21 protein-coding genes and 2 pseudogenes are annotated in these 24,611 nt (G+C 71.0%); 7 read left to right on the top strand and 16 right to left on the bottom strand.

The genetic code is table 11. The annotated features are described in order from the left end of the window. Positions 1–5: 5 nt before the first annotated feature. Complete coding sequence (locus CLV67_RS33055) at positions 6–797, bottom strand: CPBP family intramembrane glutamic endopeptidase (RefSeq protein WP_106325685.1); 792 nt, start codon at positions 795–797, stop codon at positions 6–8. A 99-nt stretch (positions 798–896) separates the two neighbouring features. On the opposite strand from CLV67_RS33055, the gene CLV67_RS33050 reads away from it, so the two are divergent. Beyond that, entirely contained in the window at positions 897–1,451 is a 555-nt protein-coding gene (locus CLV67_RS33050; RefSeq protein ID WP_106325480.1) for a GNAT family N-acetyltransferase, read from the top strand. A 60-nt stretch (positions 1,452–1,511) separates the two neighbouring features. Then, the gene (locus CLV67_RS33045) at positions 1,512–3,608 is read left to right on the top strand and encodes a M14 family zinc carboxypeptidase (protein WP_106325478.1); all 2,097 of its coding nucleotides are present in this window, start codon (positions 1,512–1,514) and stop codon (positions 3,606–3,608) included. Positions 3,609–3,793: 185 nt separating this feature from the next. Here the strand turns inward: CLV67_RS33045 and CLV67_RS33040 are convergent, their stop codons facing one another. After that, on the bottom strand, positions 3,794–4,252 hold the full coding sequence (locus CLV67_RS33040; RefSeq protein ID WP_106325476.1) for a YybH family protein: 459 nt from the start codon (positions 4,250–4,252) through the stop codon (positions 3,794–3,796). A 377-nt stretch (positions 4,253–4,629) separates the two neighbouring features. Further along, the gene (locus CLV67_RS33035; protein ID WP_106325474.1) at positions 4,630–6,636 is read right to left on the bottom strand and encodes an alpha/beta hydrolase; all 2,007 of its coding nucleotides are present in this window, start codon (positions 6,634–6,636) and stop codon (positions 4,630–4,632) included. Positions 6,637–6,746: 110 nt separating this feature from the next. On the opposite strand from CLV67_RS33035, the gene CLV67_RS33030 reads away from it, so the two are divergent. Then, positions 6,747–7,409 (top strand): TetR/AcrR family transcriptional regulator, encoded by a 663-nt coding sequence (locus tag CLV67_RS33030; RefSeq protein ID WP_170154090.1) that lies wholly within the window; start codon positions 6,747–6,749, stop codon positions 7,407–7,409. 1,264 nt (positions 7,410–8,673) lie between these two features. On the opposite strand, the gene CLV67_RS33025 is transcribed toward CLV67_RS33030, so the two are convergent. From CLV67_RS33025 to CLV67_RS33015, 3 genes and pseudogenes are all read right to left on the bottom strand, one after another. Then, positions 8,674–9,342, bottom strand: coding sequence for a GNAT family N-acetyltransferase (locus tag CLV67_RS33025; protein ID WP_106325470.1), 669 nt, complete (start codon positions 9,340–9,342; stop codon positions 8,674–8,676). Positions 9,343–9,347: 5 nt separating this feature from the next. Continuing rightward, positions 9,348–12,554 (bottom strand): TIR domain-containing protein, encoded by a 3,207-nt coding sequence (locus CLV67_RS33020; protein ID WP_106325468.1) that lies wholly within the window; start codon positions 12,552–12,554, stop codon positions 9,348–9,350. Between the two features lie 80 nt (positions 12,555–12,634). Beyond that, positions 12,635–14,101, bottom strand: a pseudogene (locus CLV67_RS33015) (carboxylesterase/lipase family protein); the annotation flags it as partial. 26 nt (positions 14,102–14,127) lie between these two features. Here CLV67_RS33015 and CLV67_RS54385 point away from each other — a divergent pair. Beyond that, positions 14,128–14,700, top strand: a complete 573-nt coding sequence (locus CLV67_RS54385) for a TetR family transcriptional regulator (RefSeq protein ID WP_106325464.1) — start codon at positions 14,128–14,130, stop codon at positions 14,698–14,700. A gap of 4 nt (positions 14,701–14,704) precedes the next feature. On the opposite strand, the gene CLV67_RS33005 is transcribed toward CLV67_RS54385, so the two are convergent. From CLV67_RS33005 to CLV67_RS32995, 4 genes and pseudogenes are all read right to left on the bottom strand, one after another. Continuing rightward, complete coding sequence (locus tag CLV67_RS33005) at positions 14,705–15,382, bottom strand: DUF899 domain-containing protein (protein WP_106325683.1); 678 nt, start codon at positions 15,380–15,382, stop codon at positions 14,705–14,707. Positions 15,383–15,430: 48 nt separating this feature from the next. Beyond that, entirely contained in the window at positions 15,431–16,084 is a 654-nt protein-coding gene (locus tag CLV67_RS52840; RefSeq protein WP_203737654.1) for a dihydrofolate reductase family protein, read from the bottom strand. Then, positions 16,085–16,573: pseudogene (locus tag CLV67_RS52835) on the bottom strand (SRPBCC family protein); the annotation flags it as partial. It abuts the gene before it with no gap. Next, positions 16,570–16,917: an ArsR/SmtB family transcription factor gene (locus tag CLV67_RS32995; protein WP_106325460.1), complete on the bottom strand. Its 348-nt coding sequence runs from the start codon at positions 16,915–16,917 to the stop codon at positions 16,570–16,572. The pseudogene CLV67_RS52835 and the gene CLV67_RS32995, both read right to left, overlap by 4 nt. A gap of 129 nt (positions 16,918–17,046) precedes the next feature. On the opposite strand from CLV67_RS32995, the gene CLV67_RS32990 reads away from it, so the two are divergent. From CLV67_RS32990 to CLV67_RS32980, 3 genes are read left to right on the top strand one after another with little or no spacing between them, the layout of a single operon-like run. Next, positions 17,047–17,733, top strand: coding sequence for a response regulator transcription factor (locus tag CLV67_RS32990; protein ID WP_106325458.1), 687 nt, complete (start codon positions 17,047–17,049; stop codon positions 17,731–17,733). Beyond that, complete coding sequence (locus CLV67_RS32985) at positions 17,730–19,085, top strand: sensor histidine kinase (RefSeq protein WP_106325456.1); 1,356 nt, start codon at positions 17,730–17,732, stop codon at positions 19,083–19,085. The genes CLV67_RS32990 and CLV67_RS32985 overlap by 4 nt, the downstream gene beginning before the upstream one ends. Continuing rightward, a complete protein-coding gene (locus CLV67_RS32980) occupies positions 19,082–19,648 on the top strand; it encodes a GerMN domain-containing protein (RefSeq protein WP_106325454.1) in 567 nt (188 codons plus the stop codon). Before CLV67_RS32985 ends, CLV67_RS32980 begins: the two co-directional genes overlap by 4 nt. On the opposite strand, the gene CLV67_RS32975 is transcribed toward CLV67_RS32980, so the two are convergent. The 6 genes from CLV67_RS32975 to CLV67_RS32950 all read right to left on the bottom strand — a co-directional run bounded on the left by CLV67_RS32975 (position 19,621) and on the right by CLV67_RS32950 (position 24,538). Next, complete coding sequence (locus tag CLV67_RS32975; RefSeq protein ID WP_106325452.1) at positions 19,621–20,040, bottom strand: BON domain-containing protein; 420 nt, start codon at positions 20,038–20,040, stop codon at positions 19,621–19,623. The two genes, CLV67_RS32980 and CLV67_RS32975, sit on opposite strands and share 28 nt — an antisense overlap. A gap of 202 nt (positions 20,041–20,242) precedes the next feature. Next, the gene (locus CLV67_RS32970) at positions 20,243–20,902 is read right to left on the bottom strand and encodes a response regulator transcription factor (protein ID WP_106325450.1); all 660 of its coding nucleotides are present in this window, start codon (positions 20,900–20,902) and stop codon (positions 20,243–20,245) included. After that, positions 20,899–22,062 carry a sensor histidine kinase gene (locus CLV67_RS32965; RefSeq protein WP_106325448.1) on the bottom strand — a complete coding sequence of 388 codons (1,164 nt, stop codon included), beginning with the start codon at positions 22,060–22,062 and terminating at the stop codon, positions 20,899–20,901. Before CLV67_RS32965 ends, CLV67_RS32970 begins: the two co-directional genes overlap by 4 nt. Positions 22,063–22,068: 6 nt before the next feature. After that, complete coding sequence (locus tag CLV67_RS32960; protein WP_106325446.1) at positions 22,069–23,238, bottom strand: alpha/beta hydrolase family protein; 1,170 nt, start codon at positions 23,236–23,238, stop codon at positions 22,069–22,071. A gap of 155 nt (positions 23,239–23,393) precedes the next feature. Next, a complete protein-coding gene (locus tag CLV67_RS32955; RefSeq protein ID WP_106325444.1) occupies positions 23,394–23,891 on the bottom strand; it encodes a DinB family protein in 498 nt (165 codons plus the stop codon). Continuing rightward, positions 23,891–24,538 carry an SAM-dependent methyltransferase gene (locus CLV67_RS32950; protein ID WP_106325442.1) on the bottom strand — a complete coding sequence of 216 codons (648 nt, stop codon included), beginning with the start codon at positions 24,536–24,538 and terminating at the stop codon, positions 23,891–23,893. The genes CLV67_RS32955 and CLV67_RS32950 overlap by 1 nt, the downstream gene beginning before the upstream one ends. Positions 24,539–24,611 lie beyond the last annotated feature (73 nt).

Genomic DNA, 24,611 nt, shown 5'->3' with positions numbered 1-24,611 from the left:
ACGTTCTACACGAGATTCAGCATCAGAGCCAGGGTGCCGAGCGAGGCCATGAGCAGCGTCGTACCGGCGTGCATGCCGATCGACAGCCGGATGTCATGCCGGCGCCAGACCAGCCACACCGCCGGGAACAGGAAGATCAGCTTCGAGAGTACGGTCCACGGCGCCCAGAAGTGGTACACGGAGAACAGGACGGTGTTGAGCACGGGCGCTCCGGCTCGCAGGTGGGCGATGCGGGGGAGCAGGAACCCGCGGAAGTACAGCTCCTCGATGAGCGGCAGCGCGAACCCGGTCAGCGGCAGGCAGATCAGCATCGTGGTGACCAGCAGCGAGTGCGCGTACCCGTCGAGGTAGGTCGTCGCACTTCCGCCCGCACCCTCGAACGGCACCCAGGTGAAGAAGTTCTCGTAGACGACGTTGTCGAGCGGGGTGAGCGCCAGCGAGACCACGGTCATCCACACGATCAGGCCGGCGACGGCAGCGACGAGCCTGCCCCGTGACATCGACTTCTCCCGGTATCCGACCACGCCGTCCAGCGAGAACCGGCCGTTGCGCCTGCGGCCGAGCCAGAACATGACGCCCAGCAGCGGAAAGAGGACGATGACCAGGGCGACCGCCCAGGCCAGGAAGATCGGATAGCCGATCGCGTTCACGAACGGCTCGGCGATCAACAGGTAGGCGGCGACGATCAGGACCCCGGGCACGAGATGCAGCGCGATCGTCAGAGGCAGCGAGTGCCGCTCGGCGAGCAGAGTCTCGACGACGGTCTTCTTCGTGGCGGTGTGCAGCGTGTCTGTCATGTCGATGAGCATCGGCGCGCCGGCGGACACGGCCCTGACACGGCACTGACACGGGTAATTGGATTGGCCCCACGAGCGCGTCTCGTTACGTTGCCTGCCATGGCCATTCGTATCGAGCAGCCCGGCGACCACGACGTCGTGGTCGAGATCCATCGGCGCGCCTTCGGCGGCGAACACGGCAATACGGTGGCTCAACTCGTCGGCGCCCTGCGACGCGACGATCCGGCGGTGACCTCGCTGGTGTCGGAGCGGGCCGGCGAGATCGTGGGGAGCGTCATGTTCAGCCGGGCGCTGCTCGACGCACCACGGAAGCTCGTGGCGATCCGGACTCTGAGCCCTCTCGCCGTCGAGCCGCGGTGGCAGCGCCAGGGTGTCGGGTCCGAGCTCGTACGCGCCGGTCTGAAGCAACTCGACGAGCAGGGTGTCCCGCTGGTCTTCCTGGAGGGGGACCCCCGCTACTACTCCCGCCTGGGGTTCGTCCCCGCCGTGGACCAGGGCTTCCGGAAGCCCTCGCTGCGTGTCCCGGACGCGGGGTTCCAGGTCGTGAAACTGTCCGCCTACGAGCCCTGGATGACCGGGACGTTCGTCTACTCGAACACCTTCTGGGACTACGACTGCGTCGGCCTGCGCGACACGGCGGACAGTGGCCATTGACATATGGCGATCTATGGATTGCGGTGAGGGGCGACATCCTTCACAGCCGCAGGAGGTTCCATGTCGTCCGGACATCGTTGGCTGGCCACCGTCGCCACCACCGTCCTGACCGCCGCACTGCTCACGACCCAACCGGCAGCCGCCGGTCCGGTCACCGCGCAGGCCCAGGCGCCCACCCCCGCGCCGATCACACTCGCCGACGGCGAACGGGCCCTGATCCGCTTCCAGCTACCCGATGAGGCGGCCGTCGACCGCCTGCTCGCCCGGGGCGCCGACGTCGCCGCACGGCCACGGGTCATACCGGTCGCCGTCCTGCTCGACATGGTCGTCGACGACCGTGAGCTCAGCGCCCTCACCTCCGAGGGCGCCACCGCCGTCCAGCTGATCCAGCGCGAGTCCGACGGCGCCCGCCGGCTCGCCCAGAACCGGACCGTCGCACCGGCCGCCGCCGACACCCTGCAGTTCCTGCAGTCCTACTGGTGGACCACCAGCGGGCGCACGTTCCTGCAGACCCAGGTCGCCACCACCGCCAGCGACGACCCCGACGTCGAGATCACCGTCACCTGGCGCACCGCGAGCGGCGCCACCGGCACGTACCCGCTGGTCCGCTTCGAGGACGCCGGCGAGTACCAGTACCACTACGCGCTGCCGCAGCCGCTGCCCGCGCAGCCGGTGTCGGTCACGGCCACCTCCAGCCTCGGCGGCCAGTCCCGCGCCAACACCCCGCAGGCCTGGCCGGGCGCCACCCCGCCCGCGCTGCCCAGTGGGTACCAGAAGGACTTCATCGACGCCTACATGACACCTGCCGACATCCGGGCCCGGATCAAGCGGCTCGACCGGCAGTACCCGGCACTTGTCGACGTCATCAACCTTCCGAACAAGACCCAGGGCTATCGGCGTACGGCCATCGCGTACCTGGGCGACCCGGCCGCAGCGGCCGTCGTCGTGGAGTCGGTCAAGTTCGGTGACCAGGGCTTCAACGGCGTCCAGGCGCGCACGGTCGACCCGGCCCGGCCGAATCGGGCGCTCGCTGCCTCGTACCGCGACCGGGTCCTGACCGTCAGTCTCGCCACGGACGCCGCCGGCAAGGTGATCAGCACGACCGACGACGTCGCCGCCCTCATCACCGCCCGCTTCCCGCAACGGTTCCGCGCCTTCGTCGAGGACGGCTCCGCCGGGCTGCCGATGCCGGTCGTGGCCCCGGTCCGGCTCGACGACGGCCTGAAGGGCACCGAGGTGCCGAAGGGCCCGCAGACCGTCCAGGCGCTGCGGATCGGCAAGTTCCGCGACGGGTCGAAGCCCGGCGTGCTCGCCTACTCGCAGGAACACGCCCGGGAATGGGCTACCCCGCTGGTCACGCTGGAGTTCGCGGAGCGGCTGCTGGCCAACTACGCGACCGACCCGGCCACCCGCGCGCTCGTCGACTCCACGGACGTCTTCATCATCCCGATGGTGAACCCGGACGGCGCGCATTATTCCTTCAACGACTTCAATTTCCAGCGCAAGAACCTGGTCAACCACTGCACGGGAGCCAGCCGTGACCCGCGCTACCGCGACTCGTGGGGCGTCGACGTGAACCGCAACTACGCGGTCGGGTCGTACTTCGACGGCTATGTCGGCGGCAGCCCGAACTGCCTGTCCGGCACCCACGCCGGCACCGGTGAGCTGTCCGAGGCCGAGAGCCGCAACGTCGTGGCGCTCGCGAGCAAGCACAGCAACATCAAGTTCTCGCTCAACGTGCACAGTTACGGCGGTTACTTCATGTGGTCGCCGGGCGCCTACAAGGTTCCGGGTCGCGTCACACTGCCGCGGCCGTCCATCGACGAGTCCAAGTTCTTCCTGGACAGCGCCAAGCGCATCGTCGGCGCCATCTCCGCCGAGCGTGGGACGGTCACCTGGCCCGCGTACACCGGACCCGTCGCTGACGTGCTCTACTCGGCGGCCGGCAACTCGGCCGACCACCTCTACTACGAGCTCGGCATCACGGCCTGGAACTTCGAGGTGGGCAACGACCGCTGGAACGAGGCCACCCAGCAGTGGGAGGGCGTCGGTTTCCAGCCGCCGTTCGAGGAGGCGCACCCCGAGTCCCAGGAGTACGCGGGCGGCCTGATGGAGCTGGTCCGCATCGCCCGCGATCAGGGCAGCGTGCAGCCGTAACAGCTGACCGGGGGCATTCTTGCTCGAGGCGTGGGATGCCCCCGGCTCCGGCTCACCGGCGGATCACCCGCCCGCGGGCCTCCTCGGATCGCCGACTTTCTCCGTCGTCCTGCCGGCGCGGTCGTCTCGGGCCGGCGCCCACGGATGACCGCGGGCGTTGACCACCGCGATCGACGGCAACCTGATCAGCTTGCCTGTTCCCAGAGCGGCAGGCGGAATGTTGCGTAGGTGAATTTGCCGGTTATCTGTCCCGCGGCGTTGAAGTGGAAGACGTCCAGCCCGTGCCACTGCAAACGACCGCGATAGCGGATCCGGGCGAACCACCGCACCGGCGGGAACGCGCGCCCGCCGTGCGTGCCGGTCAGGTCCAACCGGCAGGCCCACCGGATCGTCGCGCGGCGGCGGGACTCGTCGATCACGTGGTCGTAAACGTCGAAGGTCATCGCGCCGTAGCGACCGGCGAACTGCGGCGCGAACTCCGCTCGGATGGCTGCGAGGCCGTGTAGTTCAGGTCCGTGGCCGGGCAGGTAGCGGGCATCCTCGGCGAAGAATGACATGACCCGGTCGAGGTCAGGCTGAGGGTCGTTGAAGGCGGCCACGAAGGCGTCGATAGTTTCGCCGAGGTCGGTGCTGCTGGTGGTCATGCGTCTGCCTTCGGGTGAGGTGGGCCGCAGTGGAGCTCTGAACATCGATCATCGAACCTTACAAGAACACCGATTCCTAAACAAGGAAACGACGTTCTCTTAACCGCCTGTCCGCGGTGCGGCACCGGCATGTCTCGACCACGGCGGTGCCGCGTGCCCGGCGTTCAGACAATCAGATCCGCCCCCCGCAGAAGTTGGCGGACATAGCCGATCGAGCTCGCTGGCCCCGTTGCAACGAGGTGACGCCCCGAGGGCTCCGGCCGCGCGGTACAGCGGCGCGAATCGGGCCGGTGGAGCTTGACCGTGACAGGCGAGGACGGCGGCCGGCGGTCGCTGCCGCGATCCGCCGGCCGATCGGCACCCCGAGCGGAAGACCGTCAGGCCCTCGCTGAGCGAGGGCCGCGCAGGCGGGATTCGAGGATCATCAGGGCGAGGTTGGCTGATGCGGCTGCTCCCGCGATGGCGGTGAGGGTTGCGAGGAATGGCGAGCCTGCGCCGTGACCGAGGGCTGCTCCGGCGACCGCCCCGCCGAGGGCTACGACCAGGCCACGGCGCAGCGGACGGTCACGTCGAGTCCAGGCTGCGGTCACGCCGAGTCCCACGGCCGCCCCGACAGCGGGTACGACCACGGTGGCGCCGGCCACGAAGGTGGTCAGGCCCAGTGCCCAGACGAGCAAGGCGCTCAGGAACCAGGCGCCCAGGCCGAGCGGGATCGGGGTCAGTGCGCGCAGCCACGCACCGGCCCGGGGGCTGTACCCGCCGCGGCGGGCCCGCCGGACCATCGCGGTGAGCAGGGCCAGGGCGATCAGCGAGCCGCCGACGGTGACGCAGAGCAGGACCGTCGCGATGGTGGACATGGTCCACTGTCCGGGTTCGAAGTCGACCGGGCGGGTGCCGAACCGGGAGTCGTCGACCTCGCCGCTGTTGTAGAAGGTGGTGAGCAGGTGGCTGCTCGCGTCGGGGTTGTGTGCCCAGAAGTCGGCGGTGTGGCCCAGCTCGGGGAGGATCACCTGGTGGCCGTTGGGCAGCAGGGGAAGTAGTTCATCGGTGGCCAGCTCGGCCGGGGTGGAGAAGTCCACGGTGCCGCTGACCAGGAGCGTCTCCACGGTGCTGGGCCGCGGCGTACGGTATTGCGCGTTGTCGGGACTGTCCGGCCAGACAGTGGAGTAACCCGAAGGGCCGCCCCAGAGAAAGTCCGTGGCGTCGCCGTTCAGGACGGAGCCGGTGCCGCCGCCCGCCTGGTAGAAACTCTTCGCGGCGGGCGCGTCGATCATGGCGAACGAGGCGAACTCGCCCCAGACGATCGAGCTGGGCAGTTGCAGGTCGCCGAGCACGGACATGGCCCAGAGCGCGCGAGGGCCGCTGAGGTAGGCGTCGATCACGGTGGGGGCGTTGAGCGGTGCGGAGCCGCGGCCGTTGTGGTGCATGCCGTACATGCTCGCGATCCGTACGGTGCCCTCGTTGATGGTGAACGGGCCCCATCGCCGCGGCATGTCGGTGGCGACGTCCCGCATCGAGGCCACCAGGTCATCGGTACGGGAGGAGCACCGGGTGTCGGCCGCGCACAACTGTGCGTACCGGCTGATCTGATCGTCGGTGATCTTCGGATCCCAGACCATGTGGCCGGGCGGGTTGACGGAGAGCATCGCGGAGCGGAACAGGGACGCGGGGTGCCGCCAGGAGTAGACCATCGCGGCCCGGGTCCCGGCGCTCGAACTGAGGAGGTTGATCTTCGGGTAGCGCAGTGCGGTGCGGGCGGCTTCGATGTCGTCGACCCGCTGTGCCACGGAGTACGCGGTGAGGTCGACGCCCTGCCTGGTCAGGCGCTCGGCACACGCCTCGAAGGCCATCGTGACGGCCCGCTGGGACTCGGCGCCGGTGAGGTCGCCCTTGGTGTGCATCGCGCCGGTGACCTCGGGGCAGTCGAGCCGCCGTGATCCGTCCACCCCGCGGTAGCCGACGAGCACCACGTCGTGCTCAGCAGTCAACCGGCTCGCCTGAGGAAAGGTCATGTTCGTCGCACCGGGGCCACCGCCCAGCCGGAAGACCGGTTCGCGGGGCTGCTGCGCCGAGGCGGGGATCCGCACCACCGGCAGGGCGATCAGGTCGGACGCCTGGTCACCCCGGTTCTCCGGGACGACCAGGATGCCGCACTCGGCTCGTACGGTGCCTGCCTCGGTGGTGTAGTCGCACTTCTGCATCGAGAGATCGCCGGCTCGCGCGCCGTCCGGCACAGCCATGGTGTTCTGCGGTCGCACGGCCAGGAAGACGAGTGCGGCGACGATGCCCGTGGTGATGACCAGGGCGAGAGTTCGGGGCGCCGACCAGCGGCGCTGACCGGTGCTTTTCGTCGTGCGAGGTTGGTCGGTGCTGCTGAGAGCCATGAACCTGCCGTTCGAAGCGAGGGGCAACAGGTCGACGACTTTATAAGAACACCGTCCTCTTAACAAGAGAATGCCGTTCCTTTACGGGGCGGGATAGGGTGATGGCTGTCATGGAGAAGAGCTCTTTTCAGCGGGCCAGGCGCCCGGAACAGAAGAACGAGCGCAGCGAGACGATCCTCGCCGCCGCGGCTGATCTCGCCCGGGACGCGGGAGTCGCCCGGGTCAGCCTGGGCGACATCGCCGGCGCGGTCGGGCTCGCCAAATCCAACGTTCTGCGCTACTTCGGTACGCGCGAAGAGATCTATCTGCAACTGACGATGCGCGAAGGCAACGGCTGGGCGGCTGCCGCCGGCGCCGCGCTGCAGCACGCCAGCGGCTTCTCCGCTGCGGCGGGCGCGCTGGCCGACGCGTACGCCGACCGGCCGCTGTACTGCGACCTGACCACCCACGCCGAAACGATGCTGGAACACAACGTTTCAGTCGCGGCCCTGCGGGTCTACAAGCTGTGGGCCATCGACACCTACTTCACCGTCGGCCGGCAGATCACCACCGCCTGCCCACAGCTGACCGACACCGACGGTGCCTCCCTGGTCATGGCCGCCAGCGCATTCGTCGCGAAACTGTTCCCCTTGACCCGCCCTCCGAAAGCACTGCGCGAGCTCTACGAGCGCGAACCCGAGATCGCCCGAGTGTTTCCCCCGTTCCGGCCAACACTGCAACGCATGATCGCCGCCACCGCGACCGGACTGCCCGCCCTGGCCCCCAGGGTCTAGACACCTTTCGCGGTCAGGGTCGGGTTGGGGCTGGTGGGGACGGTCCTGTCCTGGGCCGCTTGATCGCCCAGCCGTGCCCGGGCTGTTGATCGCCCAGCCGTGGGCAGCGAACCCTTTCCCGGGCTGTTGATCGCCCAGCCGTGGGCAGCGAACCCTTTCCCGGGCTGTTGATCGCCCAGCCGTGCCCGGCGAACCCTTTCCCGGGCTGTTGATCGCCCAGCCGTGCCCGGCGAACCCTTTCCCGGGCTGTTGATCGCCCAGCCGTGCCCGGCGAACCCTTTCCCGGGCTGTTGATCGCCCAGCCGTGCCCGGCGAACCCTTTCCCGGGCTGTTGATCGCCCAGCCGTGCCCGGCGAACCCTTTCCCGGGCTGTTGATCGCCCAGCCGTGCGCAGCGAACCCTTCCCCAGGCCGCCTGATCGCCCAGCCGTGGGCGGCGAACCCTTTGCCGGGCCGGAGGCAGCGATATCCCGGAGCCCGGCTCCGAAAACGGCCGTAGTTGATCGTCCAGCACCGGGCCGCGGCGGTAACCGACCCCCGTCACCCCGGAGCCCACGACGGCAACGCCAGGGCATCAGCCGACCGGGCGCCACCACGGCTCAGACGGATGCGGCTGACGGGCCGGGAACCCCGACTGCGAAAGGTGTCTAGAGAGCCTTCGCAGTCAGGGTGCGGCCCGCCAGCCGTAGCTCAGCCGTGGAAGCCGCCGGCAATATCTCCATCAAACCCGGGGCGGAAAAGACGGCAGCGGGATCGCTTGACCGACTCTAAGAGCGCGGCCTGATCCGGCGCTCCGGAGAGCGCCGCCGTGCAGGGCCGGTGTTGCGGCGGCGGGATCACACGTAGCCGTTGCGCGCGACCCTGCCGCCGCGATGGCGACGGCAGGCGTCCACGGACCCGCGACGTGGGACCTCACCGTTGTTGCCGACGACGTCAGGAGCACACGCGAAGCCTGGATGTGTGCCCCAGCCGTAGCCAAGCCACGTCATGGCACCTGGGTTCGAGGGCTGAGACGGGGCTGCCGAGCTGGACCCCGACTGCGAAAGCTGGGTACTCCCGGTCCGCTCAGAGTTTCCCGTCACCTCTCCAGCGACGAGCCCGCATCGCTTCGCCAGCTCGACGCCGGCCTCGACCGGCGGTGTGGAACGGCGCGTCGGGAACCTCACCAGCGACTGATCGGGCAGCGGCCGGTGGCTGACGACCACGACGGCGTCACCGGCCGCCGGCACACCGGACCAGCCGTCGGTGATTCCTCTCCCATGGGGTCAGGGCACAAGACAACCGTGGAAGCGGACCGGGCGGCGGACGATGAAGCCCAGGTGCTCGTACAGGCGGATCGCGCCGGTGTTGCGCGCCAGGACGTGCAGGAACGGCCGCTCGCCCCGGGCGAGGATCCGGGTCACGGCCGCCTGGATCAGGTGGGTGCCCAGGCCTCGGCCGCGGGCCTCCTGGGCGGTGCAGACGGCGCTGATCTCGGTCCAGCCGGGCGGCTTCAGGCGTTCACCGGCCATGGCGATCAAAATCCCGTTCTCCCGTACGCCGTAGAAGGCGCCCATCTCGATCGTCCGCTCCCCGAACGGCCCCGGCCGTGTCTGCTCGACGAGAGTCAGCATGTCCGGCACGTCGCCGGGGCCGAGCGGGTCCGCCATGACCGGTGCCGTCAGCGGCCGGTCGAGGATCATCTGGAAGCCCGGCGCCTCGAAGGCCGGCTCCCAGCCCCGGGGAGGGGTGACCTCGGCCGTGAACAGGTCGGCCATCCGGCCGCTGCCGAGCAGCCGGGCGAGGTCGTCCCAGTCGGATCCGGTCGGCTCGGGCGGCACCGCGGCGAAACGGGCGACGCCTGCCCGGTAGGTGGCGGCGCTGCCGACGCGGCGGGCCAGGTGGGCGTGGTGGCCGTGCAGGGACCGGCCTACCGGGTCGTCGAGTTCCTCCATGAACGTCAGCAGGTCGCCTGGTAGGGGAGTTCGGGGATGTAGCCGGCCCACTCGTCGCGGTTCAGTCCCCGGCCGGTGATCGTGCAGGCGTGTCTGCCGGGGGCCGCGCTCAGTTCCTTCGGCACCGTGTAGTCCCACAGGGTGACGTGCCGGCCGCCGGCTGCCGCGAGGGTGCGGCCGTCGGGGCTGAACGCCAGGCTACGGGTGCGCAGCTGGGGATGTCCGAGGGTGCTGAACAGGACCGGTGTCGTGCGATCGGTGACCTCCCACAGCCGGGCCTCGCTGATTCCTCCGGCCGCCAGGGTACGGCCGTCGGGGCTGAACCCGAGCCAGCTCACCATGTCGTCGGAGCGGGGCAGGGTGGCGAGCCGGTGCGGCTGGGCGATGTCGGTGATGTCCCAGAGGATCGCCTCGCCGGTGTAGCCGGCTCCGGTGGCGAGGGTCTTGCCGTCGGGACTGAACGCCGCGGCCCACGCGGAGGTGCCCATGGCGAGTTCGGCGTGGCGTGCCGGGGTGGCGCGGCGGGACACGTCCCAGAGCGTCACGTTGTATCCCGAGGCCACGGCCATGATCTTCCCGTCGGGGCTGAACTCCACGGAGGACATGTACTTGCGGTCGGAGGTCTCGGCGACCCGGGTGGGGCGGGTACGGTCCGCCACGTCGTACAACATGGTCTTGCCGTTGAGGCGGCCCACCGCGAGGATGCCGCCGTCGGGGCTGAACCTCATGATGCCCACGTCGTCGGGGTCGTCCGTGATGGTGGCGAGCACCGCGGGCCGGGCCGGTCGGGTCATGTCCACCAGCGTCACCTTCTCGTCCATGCCGCCGACGGCCAGGGTCCGGCCGTCCCTGCTGAGTTCCATCAGCTGGATCCGTCCGCTGTTCAGCGTCGCGGACGGCCCCTGGACAGGGTGAGCCCGATCGGTCAGGTCCCAGGCCAGGGCGGAGCCGGGGTCGGGGGCGTCGGCGCCGATCAGAGTGCGGCCGCCGGGGCCGAAGGCCACTCCTACCAGGTCCGCGGGGGAGGGGCGGCTCATCACCGCGACGACCTCTCGCGCGAAGGCGCCGTGGACGTTCCACAGGGTCGCGGTGCGGCGCTCGCCCGCGGTGATCAGCATCTTTCCGTCCCGGCTGAGGGTGGTCGAACGGATCGGGCCGTCGCGCCCGGTCAGGTTGCCGAGCTGGCCGGACAGGGTCGCCTGGCCGGAGATGCCGCCGATGGTGAGGCCGAACAGTCTCGTCGTTCCGCTCGAGTCGCTGAGGGCCAGCTGGGTGCCGTCGGCGCTGAACGCCATCCGGGTGAGCGTGGCGTCGCCGGTGGCGTCCTCCTCCGAGAATCCGCGCTTCGGCTGTGCCGGGACCCGCAGATCCCAGGGCACCACGAGGCCGTCCTCCTCGACGATCACGACCTGCAGTGCCGGGTGGAACAGGAGCGCACCGCCGGGCTTGGCGTCGGCGATCGTGGAGAGCTGGACCGGGTTCGCCGGATCGGTCAGGTTCCACACGATGGTCGTCGCGCCGCCGGTGACCGCTGTCCGCCCGTCCGGGCCGAACGCCGGCCGGCTTGCTCCGGGCAGGGTGGTGAGGGCGGCCGGCGCCCGTCCGGCGGTCACGTTCCAGAGGGTGGTGTCGCCGCCGGAACTGGTGGTGGCGACGGTGTGCCCGTCCGGGCTGAACGACACCGCGGCGACGCCGGCCGGGTCGGGGAGCTCGGCGATCCGGGCGGGGCGGGCCGGTACGCGCAGGTCCCACAGCACCGCCGGCGACTTCCCGTCGACGACGGCGAGGGTGCTGCCGTCACGGTCGGTGGCGAGCGTCTTGACGGCCGGACCGCTGGTGGGCACGTGGGTGACGCGGCGGGGCCGCGCGGGGCGGGAGATGTCCCACAGCGACACGGTGCCCCCGGCGTCGGCGGTGGCGAGCAGGCCGGTCGCGACGGTGGCGACGTCGGTCACGTCCGTGAGAGCGCCGGCGTAGTGGGTCGACATCACCAGGTGGGCGAGCTGGTCCCGGGTCCGCTCGTCGTCGTGCAGGCGCTGGGCGGCGACGGCCAGCATGAGGGCCTTCTTCGGGTCGTCGTCGATCATCGCGCGGGCGCGTTCGACGAGCCGCCGGTTGACCGCGATCCGCCGCTGCTGGGCCGCCTCCTCGCGCTGGCGGCGGGCCTCCTCGCGCTGCCGGTCCGCCTCCTCGCGCTGGCGGCGGGCCTCCTCGCCCGCGTCGCGGGCCAGTCTCTCCTGCTCGCGGGCGAATCTCTCCTGCTGTTGCGCCCGGGCCTCCGCCTCGGCGGCGATTTCCTGCTGCCGCTGGGCGTTCTGCTCGTGGCGCCGGGCGATCTCCTCCTGCTCGGCGGCGTCGGCCGCCGCCTCGTCGGCCAGCGCGCGCTGCTCGCGGGCGAGTCCCTCCTGCCGGCGGGTCTCGTCGGCGGCGGCCTGTGCCCGTTCCTCCTGCTCCTGGGCGAACTCCTGCTGGCGCAGCGACTCCTGCGCGGCACGTTCGGCGCTGCCGCGCTGTTCGGAGGCGATCTGCTGCTGCTGGCGGGCCTCCACCGCGAAGGCGTTGGCGAGCCCGGCGTTGCGTACCGCCATCATGCCGGTCATCGACGCGACGAGGGCCAGCACCACGAGCGTCGCGGTCGCGGCCGACCACAGACGGCGGGCTCGCCGGTGCTGGCGTACGTCCTCGCTCTCCAGCTCGTCCTTGCTGACGCCGTGCATCGGCGCGGCGAGCTGGGCGATCGAGTCGCGGAACCGGGTGTGCCGCAGGCTCAGGTGCAGGTCGTCGCGGGCCCACCGCAGGTCGAGGTAGAGCGGTTCCTCGGCGAAGACACCCCGCAACGCATCGGGTACGGCCGTCGAGTCGCCGCTGAAGTCGCCGATCCCGTCGTCCCAGCGCCATTCGCCGTCGGTGAGCACGGGCAGGATCCGCTGTGGTGACTTGGTGGCCACCCAGTGCTCGATCTCCCTGTTGACCCACGGCGAGTTCGCCGCCTCCGGTGAGGCCAGCAGGACGAAGTACTGCGAGCCGTCCATCGCGGTCTGGATCGAGGACCACAGGCCGGGTGTGACCGCGAGCCCGGTCTGGTCCCGGAAGATCCACAGTGCGCGCCGGCGGTGCCATGGCCGCGCGAGCCGATGCAGACCACGCTGGACGGCGGGCGCGAGGCGTCCGTCAGCGGCATGGCTGTACGAGATGAACCCATCGAAAGGCATGGTTCGATTCCCTGCGGTCGGCACTCATCGGCGGCGACCGATTCTCCACGCCGACGCCCCGCAGGAGAAGCGCGGAATCGTCACGTCTTGACCGTGGACCAGAACTCGTGCTGGTGGCGAACGGTGAAGTCGGTCACTTCGATGCCGTTCCCGCCGGTGTCGAGTGCCAGTACGGAGAGCCGCCCGGGCGTGCCGGGAGCCCAGGCTGGGGCGCCGGGTACCGCGGGCACGCCGGCGCGGGCGAACGAGGCCCAGTAGTCGATCATGTGGTCGGCGAGCCTCCGCTGAGCCTCGTCGAGGGGCTCGATGTTGCCGACGTCGAACAGGTACGGCAGTTCCGCGGCGTGGTAGGCGCCCATCGGGTACGGCTCGGGGAAGTCGCGGAACCAGGGCGCCCGGTCGTCGGCGAACTCGTAGGTGAATGTGGGCACCCGGCGGCTGAGCAGGCGGGCGGTCTCCACGGTGGATGCCGCCTGCTGGGAGTCGGTCAGCACGGCCGCCAGGGCGTGGCTTGCCGAGTCGTAGCGGTTCAGCGGGTAGCGGAGCAGCACACGGGTGGCGTCACCGCCGAATCGCTGCCTGATCTCCGCGGTGTACCGGTCGGCGGGGACGGGCCCCTCGTACCTGGCGAGCTCGTAGCCCCACACCTGCAGGCGCTGCTCGTCGCGATTGATGCCGTGCAGGACGGGCACACGGTTGATCCGCCCGGCGGCGATGGCCGGCTCCGGCCCGACGGGCAGTAGTCCGGCGCCGACGACGGGGCCGAATGCGGTGTCTGTCGTGGCGGCGGCGCTGAGCAGCTTCTCCGGGGTGACCAGTCGTGGATCGCGCAGTTGGGCCGCAGTCACGTGCGTACCCAGACCTAGCGAAGCGACAAGCCTTTGACCTTGATCTTCGGCTGTGCGCCGTGGGCGGGGGTCGTTGCCGGAGCCGCCAGCGACGCACGGTCCGCTCTGCAGGATCGCGCGGTGGAACAGCCCCGCCGAGGACGGTGCGGCGAGGTGGGCGCAGGTGCTGATGGCACCCGCGGACTCACCGGCCAGGGTGACATTGCGCGAGTCGCCGCCGAACGCCGCCGCGTTGTCGTGCACCCAGCGCAGCGCGGCCTGCTGGTCGGCGAGCCCGAAGTTGCCCGAGGCCCGGGCCTCGCCCAGCAGCGGGTGGGCCAGGAAGCCGAGGGCGCCGAGCCGGTAGTTGACGGTCACGACCACGGCGTCGCCCCGGGTCGCGAGCCGTTGTGCCGGGTAGAGGTGCCCGCCGCCGTCCTTGAAGCTACCGCCGTGCAGCCAGACGATCACCGGCCGGGGCCCTCGTGGTGACCGCCCCCGTGGGCTGGTGACGTTGAGGTAGAGGCAGTCCTCGGCGAGGCTTCCGGTGCCGAGGTGATCGCCCTGCTGTGCGCAGAGGGCGGCGGGCCGGGTCGCGTCGATCGGTGTCGTCCAGGGCCTGGGCGGGCGCGGTGGCCGCCAGCGCAGGTCACCGACCGGCGGTGCCGCGTACGGGATGCCGGTGAAGGTGCGGGTCGTGTCGGTGACCGTGCCTCTGACCGGGCCGAGCCGGTGGTGACGACGGACTGGGAAACCGTGATGACCTGCTGAGAGCGGCGAGGCTCTGCCTGTACGAGAAGGGCTACGCGCGCACCACGCTGCGGGACATCACCAAGGCGGCGGGCGGCGTGAGCATGGCGGCCGTGGGTTACCACTTCGGATCCAAGGAGGCGCTGCTGGACCAGGCGCTCGCCGACGCCTCCGCCGAGTGGGGGCGGGCGCTGGGGCAGGCGCTGGTGGGACTGGAACTGTCCGATGACGCCACACCGCTGGAGCGGTTCGAGGCGATCTGGGATCAGATCATCGGGTCGTTCGACGAGTACCGGCAGCTGTGGAGCGCGACGTTCGACGTGATCGGGCAGATCGACCACCAGCCCAAGGTACGGGAGTACCTGGCGCTGGGGCTCGGGGAGGCGCGCGACGGCATCGGCCGCCTGCTCGCCGGCCCGGACGAGACCGACGCCGTCGTGATCAACGAGATCGGCGCTCTCCACCAGGCGCTGCTGACCGGGGTGATGGCCCAGCGGCTCATCGACCCGGACAGCGCCCCGACCGCGTCCCAGCTGGCCAGGGCGCTGGCACGGATCACCGGCGCCTGAGAGTTCAGCGATCCGGGCCGTACAACCTGGCGATGTCGGGCGCGTCGAGCCAGCCGCTGTACGCCGGCGACTGGGGCCAGCCCTCGGGGGAGTCCTGCCACTCCTCGCGCCGCCCGTACGGCAGCACGTCCACCAGCGGGAACGTGTAGGTGAGCTGCTCGACGCCACGGCCCGACGTGTGCCAGGTGCGGTAGACGGTGTCACCGTCGCGCAGGAACACGTTCAGCGCGAACGCGCCGCCGGGCGGCGCGCCGACGTCGGCGCCGAACGGGCTGTCGGCGGTCGAATACCAGGTCATCGTGTTGCCGACGCGCTCGGCGTAGGCCAGGGCCTCGTCGATCCGGCCCTGGGTCACCACCACGAACCGGGCGTCGTAGTTCTCGAGGAAGCCCAGCCGGGTGAACGACGAGGTGAAGCTGGTGCACCCGCCGCACTGCCACTCGGAGCCCGGCTCCCACATGTGGTGGTAGACGATCAGCTGTGACCTGCCGTCGAAGACGTCGGCCAGCCGGACCGGACCCTCCGCTCCGGTCAGGGTGTAGTCCGGCAGGCGGACCATGGGCAGTCTGCGCCGCTGGGCGGCGATCGCGTCGAGCTCCTTCGTGGCCGCCTTCTCGCGGGCGCGCAGCTCGTCGAGTTCCTTGCGCCAGGCCGCGTGGTCGACAACGGGTGGCAATGCCATGATCACCGTTTCCCTTCGTTCGTCCTCGGCCATGACTACCCGCGACGGCTACCGCGCATGTACGACGTACGACAGATGCGTCGCTCGCGGTGTCGGCTGCGACCGGACCTGCTCCAACGCCACCCGGGACGCGTCCACGCCGTCGAACAGGCGGGTGCCGGCGCCGAACAGCACCGGCGACAGCGCGATCGAGAACTCGTCGATCAGGCCGGCGTTCAGGTACTGCAGGATCGTCTCGCTGCCGCCGGCGATCCGGACGTCCCGGTCGCCCGCCGCCTCACGGGCCTGCTTCAGGGCGCTGTCGATGCCGTCGTTCACGAAGTGGAAGGTGGTCCCGCCCGGCCGCTCCCAGGGCTCACGGCGCTCGTGGGTGAGGACGAACACCGGGGTGTGGAAGGGCGCGTTCTCCGGCCACGACTTCTCGCCGAGGTCGAACATGCGCTTGCCCATGATGCTGGCGCCGGTGCGTTCGAACGCGTGCCGGGCGACGTCGTTGTCGACGCCCTCCTCACCGCCCTCACCCAGGTTCAGGTTCTCCCGGAAGAAGCGCTGCGGGAAGATCCACGCGTGCAGTTCCATCCACTGCGCCACCCAGCGGTCCAGCCGGGGGTCCTGCTGCCGCTGCTCGCCGGTGGCGATGATGCCGTCCATCGACACCGGCGCGCTGTAGCCGTCGAGTGACATCGACACGGTGAAGAACACCTTGCCGCTGTCGTCCCGGGTGACGTACGCCGCCAGGTTGTCCAGCGTCTGCCGGCCGCCCTCGACCGCGTGGTATCTCTCGACCGCCTCGTCGCGCAGCTGCCTGGTGGGGAAGACCGTGCGCATCTCGATCCGGGTCGCCGCGCCGTCCGGCGTGAAGGTGAGCACCGACTCGAAGGCGTCCGGGTCCTCGGCGCGCTCACCGTGCAACAGTGTGATCCGTCGCGGCTCGACGATCTCGGTCCAGGTGATCCACTCGGGGTAGTCGGTGCCGTCCGGCCCGTGCATCACGAAGTCCCACACGGCGCCCTCGCGGAACTCGAACGACCGCGTGGTGGTGGAGAACCCCTCCGGACCCCACCACCGCGACAGGTGCCGTACCTCGGTGAACGCCTCGAACACCAGCTCCGGTGGAGCGTCGATGACGCGGGAGATGACGATCTCCCGGTCGGCCGCCGCCGAGTCCGCTCGCTGCCCTGCTTCGGTCATCGTTCCTGCTCCTGTCGTTCCTGCTTGAGGTCCTGCACGTAGCTGTCGAGCCGGTCGAAGCTCTCGTTCCAGAACCGCTCGAACCCGCCGACCCACTCGTGGACCGGCCGCAGCCCGCGGGCGTCGAGGCCGTAGAGGCGCTGCTTGCCCGCCTCACGAACCCGCACCAGCCCCACCTCGCGGAGCACCCGCAGATGCTTCGACGCTCGCGGCTGACTCATCCCCAGCTCACGGGCGAGGTCGGTGACCGGCCACTCACGGCCGCGCAGCAGCGCCAGGATGTCCCGGCGCTGCGGCTCGGCGATCGCGTTGAACGTGTCCGACGTTGTCGCTGCTCGTGCCATGCCGGCAATCATATTCCCATAACGGAATGCGTCAAGGTGCTACGTGGATCCCTGTGACAGTTGCGTGACAAACACCGCGGTGGCGCCTTCGACCGGGCTGCGGCCGCCCGCGCCGGACATCATGGGGACATGAGTGCCGTACTGCTGATCGAGGACGACGATCGGATCCGTCTGTCGCTGGCGATGGCCCTGGAGGACGAGGGCTACACCGCCCACGCCGTGGCCACCGCGGAGGAGGGGCTGATCGCGCAGCGCCGGTACCGGGCGGACACGGTGCTCGTCGACCTGATGTTGCCCGGCATGGACGGTTACGAGTGCATCCGGCAGCTGCGCCGCGACGACGACGTGCCGATCGTGGTGGTCAGCGCCCGCGACGACACCCACGACGTGGTCGCGGCGCTGGAGGCCGGCGCCGACGACTACGTGGTCAAACCGGTCAAGGTCAAGGAGCTGGCGGCCCGGCTGCGGGCCCTGCGGCGGCGTGCCAGGACGGCCGCCCAGCCGTCCGGTCCGGCGAGCTCGGTGCTGACCTTCGGTGATCTCGAGGTACGGCCGGAAGCGGCCGAGGTGCGGCTGCGCGGCGAGCTGGTGGCCGTGACCCGCACCGAGTTCCGCCTGCTGTGCGAACTGGCCGACCACCCCGGCCTGGTGCTGTCGCGCCAGCAGCTGCTGCAGCGGGTGTGGGGTCACGAGTTCGGCGACGAGCGGGTCGTCGACGTGCACGTCGGCCGGCTGCGGCAGAAGATCGAGGCCGACACCGGCAACCCGCGGCATCTCGTGACGGTCCGCGGCCTGGGCTACAAACTGCAGCCGTGAGCCCGATCGGCCTGCGGGCCCGCGTCAGCGCCGCCTTCGCCCTCGGCGCGCTGATCCTGTCGGCCTGCATCAGCCTGGTGTCGTACGAGTCGACGCGCAACACCCTGTTCGCCGAGCGCGAGCGCACCGCCGTCCGGGCCACCTACTACGACGCCGCCGTCGTGAACGCGGGTATCGCCGGACCGGACCCCGACGTGCTGGCGGTCCTGCGGGCACTCGACTCCGGCTCCGACCGCTACGTGCTGCTGCACCTCGACGGGCAGTGGCACTCGCGCAATGCCGACGAGGCCGTCGACACGGCCGTACCGCGGGGGCTGCGGCAGATGACCGCCGACGGCGAGGCGGGCGCCCAGCGCATCCGCCGCGACGGGCGTCCGGCGCTGATCGTCGGCGTGCCGCTGGCCGGCTCCGCGGTGTTCTACGAGATCGTCTCGCTGGACGAGCTGGAGCGCACGCTGCAGACCCTGGCCCTGATCCTGACCGCCGTCGCGATCATGGTGGCGGCCGCCGGAGCCGCCGTCGGCTGGTACGTCACCCGCCACGCGCTGCGGCCGCTGAGCGCGGTCGCCGAGGCCGCCCGCGGGATCGCCGGCGGCGACCTGACCACGCGGCTGGACCCGGACGCCGAACCCGACCTCGCGCCGCTGTCGGTCGCGTTCAACGACATGGCCGACCAGCTGACCCGGCGGCTCGAACGTGACCGCCGGTTCGCCGCCGACGTCAGCCACGAGCTGCGGTCGCCGCTGCAGACCCTGGAGGCCGCCGCGAGTGTGCTGCAGAAACGGCGCGACGCCCTGGACGAGCGCTCCGGAGCCGCGATCACCCTGGTCACCGCCGAGATCTCCCGCTTCCAGGCGCTCGTCGACGACCTGCTGGAACTGGCCCGCGCCGACCAGCCGATCCACCGTGAGCCGGTGGACGTACCCGAGCTCGCGCAGCGGGTCTGCCGGTTGCGGAACCTGCCCGCAAGCCTGGTCGAGACCGTCGGCGGCACGCCGGAGATCTGGCCGGTCGACCGGCGCCGGATCGAACAGGCGCTCGGCAACCTGATCGACAACGCGGTCCGCTACGGCGGCGGCCCGGTCGCCGTGCGGGTCGGGCCCGGCTACCTGGAGGTCGACGACGCCGGCCCCGGCGTGGCCGAGAAGGATCGGGCCGGCATCTTCGACCGGTTCGTGCGCGGCCCCGCCGCCAACTCACGCGGCGACACCGACGGCACCGGGCTCGGCCTGGCCATCGTCGCCGGTCACGCCGCCGCTCACGGCGGGACCGCCACCGTCACCGACCGTCCCGGCGGCGGCGCCCGCTTCCGCGTCACCGTCCCCGTCACTTCGCCGGGAAGCCCGACATGACCGAGGTACGTGTCCCCGCCGCGCTCACCGCGTGCGTGCTGCTGCTGACCGCCTGCGGGGTTCCGGCCCAGGACGAGCCGCACCCCGTCGTGCTGCCCCGCCGCCCGCTGAACGGGACCGCCTCGGCCGCCGCCGAGTCCGTCGGCGAGGTCGCCCAGGTGCTCTGCCTGATCCGTGGGAACCGGCTGGTCCAGACGGTCCGCCGCACCGACGCGGTGCTCGCGCCGCAACGCCTGCTCGACCTGCTGGTCACCGGCCCCACCACGGCGGAGCGGGCCGAGGGACTGAGCACGGCCCTGGCCACCACCACGCTGTCGGTGACCGTCCCGGCCGGCGGCAGGACGGCCGCCGTCGAGATCAGCGAGCCCGACGAGGGCACCGGGCGCAGCGACGAGGCGCTGGCGTACGGCCAGATCGTCTGCACCCTGACGTCGCGGGCCGACGTCGCCGCCGTCACCTTCCTGCGCGACGGCCGGCGGCTGCAGGTTCCCCGGGGTGACGGCATCCTGACCGGCGACCCGCTGCGCGCCGCCGACTACGAGTCGCTGATCGGCCCGCCCTGAGTCCCGGGCACGCCGTTGCGGCGGAATGCCCGCAGCAGCCAGGCCCGCACCGGCCTGCGTGGCGTGGTGGAGGCGGCGTGATCCCAGTGGGCGACGATCTCGTCGAACGGGTCGGGCTGTCCGACGGCCGCCGTGACGTCGGCGGCGCGGGCCAGCTCGAGCCGGTTGCAGATGTCGGTCACGCCGGGGGTGTCGCGTACCAGACCGGCCGCGGTGACACGGGCGTAGAGGCAGCTGACGGTGCCGAGGATCGTCACCACGCCGTTCTGTGCCTGGACCGTGACGCGCTCCCCGGCGAGCCGGGGATCGTCGAAGATCCGCTGGATGACCCGGAAGGTGAGCGCCACGTCGGAGTCGAAGGCGGATCCGTCATTGGCGGGTAGGGGCCACACGTCGTACTCCCCGTGGTAGGTGTTCGCCTGAACGCGTCCGGGTGGCCGCGCCCGAACCGGAACGCCACCACCCGACGCGTTTCAAGACCTCCTCATGGCCTCGTACGCCAGTATTCGCGCCCGGCTTGGCGTTTCTGCCGCGGTCATATGACAGCGGTGTGACAGTTTCGGTGGTTCCTCTCACTCCGGTCACTCTCCGGTTTCATTCCGGGAGGGGCATGAGACCGCGGCGGTACGCCCAGACGACCGTCTGTACCCGGTCCCGGGTCCCGATCTTGGCCATCGCCCGGCTCAAGTGGCTTTTGACCGTGCTGACCTCGACCACCAGCTCGTCCGCGATCTCCGCGTTGGACAGGCCGTGTGCCAGCAACCGGACGATCTCCGTCTCCCGGGCGGTGAGCAGGTCCAGGCCGGTGCCCGCGGGCGCGGCGCCCCGGCGGCGGCGGGCGAACTCGACGATCACGCGCCGGGTGACCGCGTGATCGACCATCCCGTGACCGGCGGCGAGCCGGCGGATCCCGTCCAGCAGGGTGTCCACGTCGGCGTCCTTGAGCAGGAAGCCACTCGCGCCGGCCTCCAGCGCGCCGAAGACGTACTCGTCGAGCTCGTAGGTGGTCAGCACCAGCACCGCGGGCGCCGGATCGAGGGTGCCGACGATGTCACGCGTCGCGGTCAGCCCGTCGCCGCCGGGCATGCGCACGTCCATGCAGACCACGTCGGGCTTGAGCAGCCGTGCCATCCGGACCGCCTCCGGGCCGTCGGCGGCCTCGCCCACCACGGTGATGTCGCCGGACAACTCGATCAGGGAACGGAATCCGGCCCGCAGCATCGGCTGGTCGTCGGCCAGCAGCACGGTGATCATGCCGGAACCTCCGGGTGCGGGACTGTGAGCCGCACCCGCCAGCCGCCGTCCGCGGTGGGCCCGGCGTCCAGCTCGCCGCCGATCAGCGAGACGCGCTCTCGCATGCCGATCAGGCCGAAACCGCGGTGCGCGCCGTCGCGGGGCGCGGGCACGCCGGTGGGTGGCCCGTTGTGGATCTCCATCCGGGTCTCCGGCTCTCGATAGGCGATCGTGATCGTCACCGGCGCACCGGGGGCGTGATCACGCGCGTTGCTCAGCGCCTCCTGCGCCACCCGGTAGAGCGCCAGCTCCGTGGCCGGTTCCTGGACGCCGGGCGTGCCGTCGACGGTGAGCACGGCTTCGCCGCCGGACACCAATTTGTCGATCATCGCAAGCCCGCTGCCGTCCGGCAGGTGCGGGTCGGCGCCGTCGTCGGCCCGCAGCGCGCCGACGATCAGCCGCAGGTTGTGCAGCGTGTTCCGGCCCTCCTCACGGACCGCGGCGAGGTGCTTGCGGGCCGCTCCGGGGTCCTGGTCGAACAGCCGCTCGACCAGGGTGGCCTGCACGATCAACGAGGTCAGGTGGTGGGCGGCGACATCGTGCAGCTCGCGGGCGGTCCGGGCCCGTTCCGCGGTCAGCACCGCCTCGGTCCGGGCCTGCTGGGCCACGGCGTCGGCGGCCATCCGCGCCTCGACCACCGTGGCGTAGCGGCGGCGCATGCCGACGTGCGCGCCGACCAGGGCCGCGCCGACGTAGAGCAGCAGCGACAACGCGAGGTGCACCCCGATCTTGATCATGTCCTCGGCCGGTTCCCGGTACGGCGGCAGGCTGAGTACCGCGTACCCGCCGATCTCGACCACCGCGGTGATCACCGCCAGGGCGACAGCGGTACGCGACGCGAGCAGCGTGCCGCAGGTGTAGATCGCGATGGCCGGCCCGATACCGCGCAGGCCGGTGCCGTGCGGCGCCACGGCCGAGATCGCCGTCTGCAGCACCAGCATCAGCGTCACGCAGTTCACCGGGCTGACCCGGCGGATCACGATCAGCAGCGTCTGTGCCGCCATCAGGGCGATCACGGCCGGGCCGAGCCCGAACTCCCGGGCCGTGAGCCAGAGCAGCACCGCCATGAACGGCGCGCCGGCGAGGGCCAGCGCACCGTCCTGGATCAGCTTCGTCCGCATCGGGGGTCAGCGGTGGGCGGCCAGCCAGGTGCTGATGTCACGCAGCACCGCCGGGTCCGGGTTGCCGGGCACCGGCTGATACTCCGGGGTGACGTTCATCAGGTGGCTCATGCCCGGGTAGGTGATCAGCCGGTGGTCCCGGTTACCGGCCTTGGCCAGCGCGTCGTCGGTGACGATGGCGCCGCGGACCACGGTCTGGACGTCGGTCTGGCCGTTGAGCAGCAGCACCGGCCCGTCGTAACGGGGCAGGTCCTGAGCCGGGGTCCGGAACCGGCCGATGTCGACCAGGTACTCGGCCAGGCCCTTGGGGAAGACCGGTAGGTTCGGGAACTTGTCGAAGCCGACGGCGGCGCGCAGGACCGGCTCGAACTCGGTGTCGATGGCGATCCTCCCGTCGTGGTTCGTGTCGGTGGCCGGGTCGGTCAGGACGGCCCGGTACTGGGCCGCCGCCTCGGCCGGCTGCCCGATCAGGCCGGCGGTGGTCTCGGCCGGGGTCAGGGTGCCGTCGCCGTCGAGATCGAACTCCTCGTGCAGCTGACCCAGCGTACGACCCACGCTCTGGTAGTAGATCACCTCGCGGGGAGTGCCGTGGACCACGCCCATGGCGACCACCCCGGCCGGCTTGCGGATGCCGTAGCCGCCCGGGTCGGCGGCCAGGTTGGCGGCCACCTGAGTGCCCTCGCTGTGCCCGAGCAGGAAGATCCGGGCCGGGTCCACGTGCTTCGAGGTCGCGGCGAACCGGACCACGGTGGCAGCATCGCGCACCGTCTGCTCGTAAGGTTTGGAGAGGTCGGGAAAGCCAGGATTGTCGCTCAGCACTGGCCCGACCCCGGTCACGCCGCGCTTGTTGAAACGCAGCACGGCGAACCCCTTCCGGCTGACCGCCTGGGCGACCGGCTTGAGCGTGGTCACGCCGGGCGCGAGCGTCTGGTCCATGTCGTTGCGGCCGCTGCCGTGCAGCAGCACCACCACCGGCAGGCGGCCCTTCGCGCCTTTCGGATAGGTGAGCTCGCCCTTCGCGGTCCACCCGCCGTCGAGCGGGATGGTCACGGACTCCCGGGCGATCCCGTCCCCGTCGGCGCCCGGCCGCTCTGTCGCCCAGCCGTAGGCCGGCGGGACCAGTCCGGCGGCCAGCGCGACGGCGGCTGCAGGCACGGCGATCTTCTTCAGTCTCATGACGTTCCCCCTGGTGGATGCCGGCGCGACACCGCGTCGTACCGGCACCTGTGAGCCTGCCGCCCGGGCCGGGGTGGGCACATCCGGCGCGGGCGGGAACTCCGGTCTCCTACCTCCGACGGAGGTAGGAGACCGGATCGGACGTCGGTGTGGGGTCAGCGGCCGGTGGCGCCGTCGATCTGCTCGCGGAGGATGTCGGCGTGGCCGGCGTGCCGGGCGGTCTCCTCGATCATGTGGGCCAGGACCCAGCGCCGGGACGGGGCGAGACCGCGGCCCGGCGGTCGCGGCGCGGGCTCGGTCAGGTCGGTCCAGGTGGCGATCGTCCGATTCGCCAGGGCGACGGTCTCGCGGTATCCGTCGATCAGGGACTCCACCGTGTCGTCGCGGGCGGGACGGAACGTACGCCGCATGTCGGTGATCGGCTCCTCGAGGAAGTAGAACCGTTCGACCGCGGTCAGGTGCTTGATCAGGCCGAGCAGGCTGGTGCCGGAGGGCACTCCGGGGGTGCGGGCCGCCGGTTCCGGGACGTCGGCCACCTTGCCGGCGACGGAGTCGCGCAGATAGTCGAGGAAGCCGGCCAGCGTGGACCTCTCGTCGGGCGCGGTCCAGGCCGGCCCGCTGTCCTTCCTCCTGGTACGGGTGGACGGCGGCATCAGTTCCTCCCTTCGCGCCGCTGGACGACCAGCACGTTGTCGGTGACGGTGGCACTCCGGCCGCCGGGCCCGTGTGCCAGGCGCGACGGCATGTCGGCGCGCACGACGGCCCACCGGGTGGCGTCGAGATCCAGGCCGGCGGCGACCACGTCGGGTGTGGGGAAGGTCGCGTCGGGATCCTGGTTCCAGGACCAGGGCGCCGTGGAGCCGTGGTCGACGATCAGCAGCACGCCGCCGGGCCGCAGAGCAACGGCCGCGGCGCGCAGCACCAGCGTCCGGTCCAGCGCGAACAGGGTGTGCAGGTACTGCGCCGAGATCAGGTCGAACTCCCCGGCCGGGAACCCGTCGGCGAGGTCGTGCTGTTCCGCGGTCACCCGTTCCCGGAGGCCGAGCCGGTGTGCCTGGGCGAGCACCCGTTCCACGGCGGTCCGGGAGATGTCCACGGCCGTGACCTGCCAGCCGTGGCGGGCGAGCCAGATCGTGTCACCGCCGGCACCGCATCCCAGGTCCAGTGCCGCGCCGGGACGCAGCCCGGCAGCCGTCTCCGCCAGCAGCGGATTGGCGCGGGCCTCTCCGGCGGGCCGGGTCCGGTAGTGGTTCTCCCAGAACGACTCGGCGGACGTGCTGTCATTCGCGTTCGTTTGCATCGGTGGTCACCTCCGCGACGAGCATGACCGGCGGCTTTGCGTACTTGCGAGGAAAATTGCGGATCCGCAACAT

Source organism: Actinoplanes italicus, assembly GCF_003001815.1.
Classification (GTDB): Bacteria; Actinomycetota; Actinomycetes; order Mycobacteriales; family Micromonosporaceae; genus Actinoplanes; species Actinoplanes italicus.
The sequence above is the reverse complement of the archived record's forward strand: the minus strand, read 5'-3'. Positions and strand labels throughout refer to the sequence as shown.

Coding starts and splice junctions, on each gene's coding strand:
- CLV67_RS33055 (WP_106325685.1), bottom strand. CDS start 797: ATGACAGACACGCTGCACACCGCCACGAAGAAGACCGTCGTCGAGACT.
- CLV67_RS33050 (WP_106325480.1), top strand. CDS start 897: ATGGCCATTCGTATCGAGCAGCCCGGCGACCACGACGTCGTGGTCGAG.
- CLV67_RS33045 (WP_106325478.1), top strand. CDS start 1,512: ATGTCGTCCGGACATCGTTGGCTGGCCACCGTCGCCACCACCGTCCTG.
- CLV67_RS33040 (WP_106325476.1), bottom strand. CDS start 4,252: ATGACCACCAGCAGCACCGACCTCGGCGAAACTATCGACGCCTTCGTG.
- CLV67_RS33035 (WP_106325474.1), bottom strand. CDS start 6,636: ATGGCTCTCAGCAGCACCGACCAACCTCGCACGACGAAAAGCACCGGT.
- CLV67_RS33030 (WP_170154090.1), top strand. CDS start 6,747: ATGGAGAAGAGCTCTTTTCAGCGGGCCAGGCGCCCGGAACAGAAGAAC.
- CLV67_RS33025 (WP_106325470.1), bottom strand. CDS start 9,342: ATGGAGGAACTCGACGACCCGGTAGGCCGGTCCCTGCACGGCCACCAC.
- CLV67_RS33020 (WP_106325468.1), bottom strand. CDS start 12,554: ATGCCTTTCGATGGGTTCATCTCGTACAGCCATGCCGCTGACGGACGC.
- CLV67_RS33005 (WP_106325683.1), bottom strand. CDS start 15,382: ATGGCATTGCCACCCGTTGTCGACCACGCGGCCTGGCGCAAGGAACTC.
- CLV67_RS32995 (WP_106325460.1), bottom strand. CDS start 16,917: ATGGCACGAGCAGCGACAACGTCGGACACGTTCAACGCGATCGCCGAG.
- CLV67_RS32990 (WP_106325458.1), top strand. CDS start 17,047: ATGAGTGCCGTACTGCTGATCGAGGACGACGATCGGATCCGTCTGTCG.
- CLV67_RS32980 (WP_106325454.1), top strand. CDS start 19,082: ATGACCGAGGTACGTGTCCCCGCCGCGCTCACCGCGTGCGTGCTGCTG.
- CLV67_RS32970 (WP_106325450.1), bottom strand. CDS start 20,902: ATGATCACCGTGCTGCTGGCCGACGACCAGCCGATGCTGCGGGCCGGA.
- CLV67_RS32965 (WP_106325448.1), bottom strand. CDS start 22,062: ATGCGGACGAAGCTGATCCAGGACGGTGCGCTGGCCCTCGCCGGCGCG.
- CLV67_RS32960 (WP_106325446.1), bottom strand. CDS start 23,238: ATGAGACTGAAGAAGATCGCCGTGCCTGCAGCCGCCGTCGCGCTGGCC.
- CLV67_RS32955 (WP_106325444.1), bottom strand. CDS start 23,891: ATGCCGCCGTCCACCCGTACCAGGAGGAAGGACAGCGGGCCGGCCTGG.
- CLV67_RS32950 (WP_106325442.1), bottom strand. CDS start 24,538: ATGCAAACGAACGCGAATGACAGCACGTCCGCCGAGTCGTTCTGGGAG.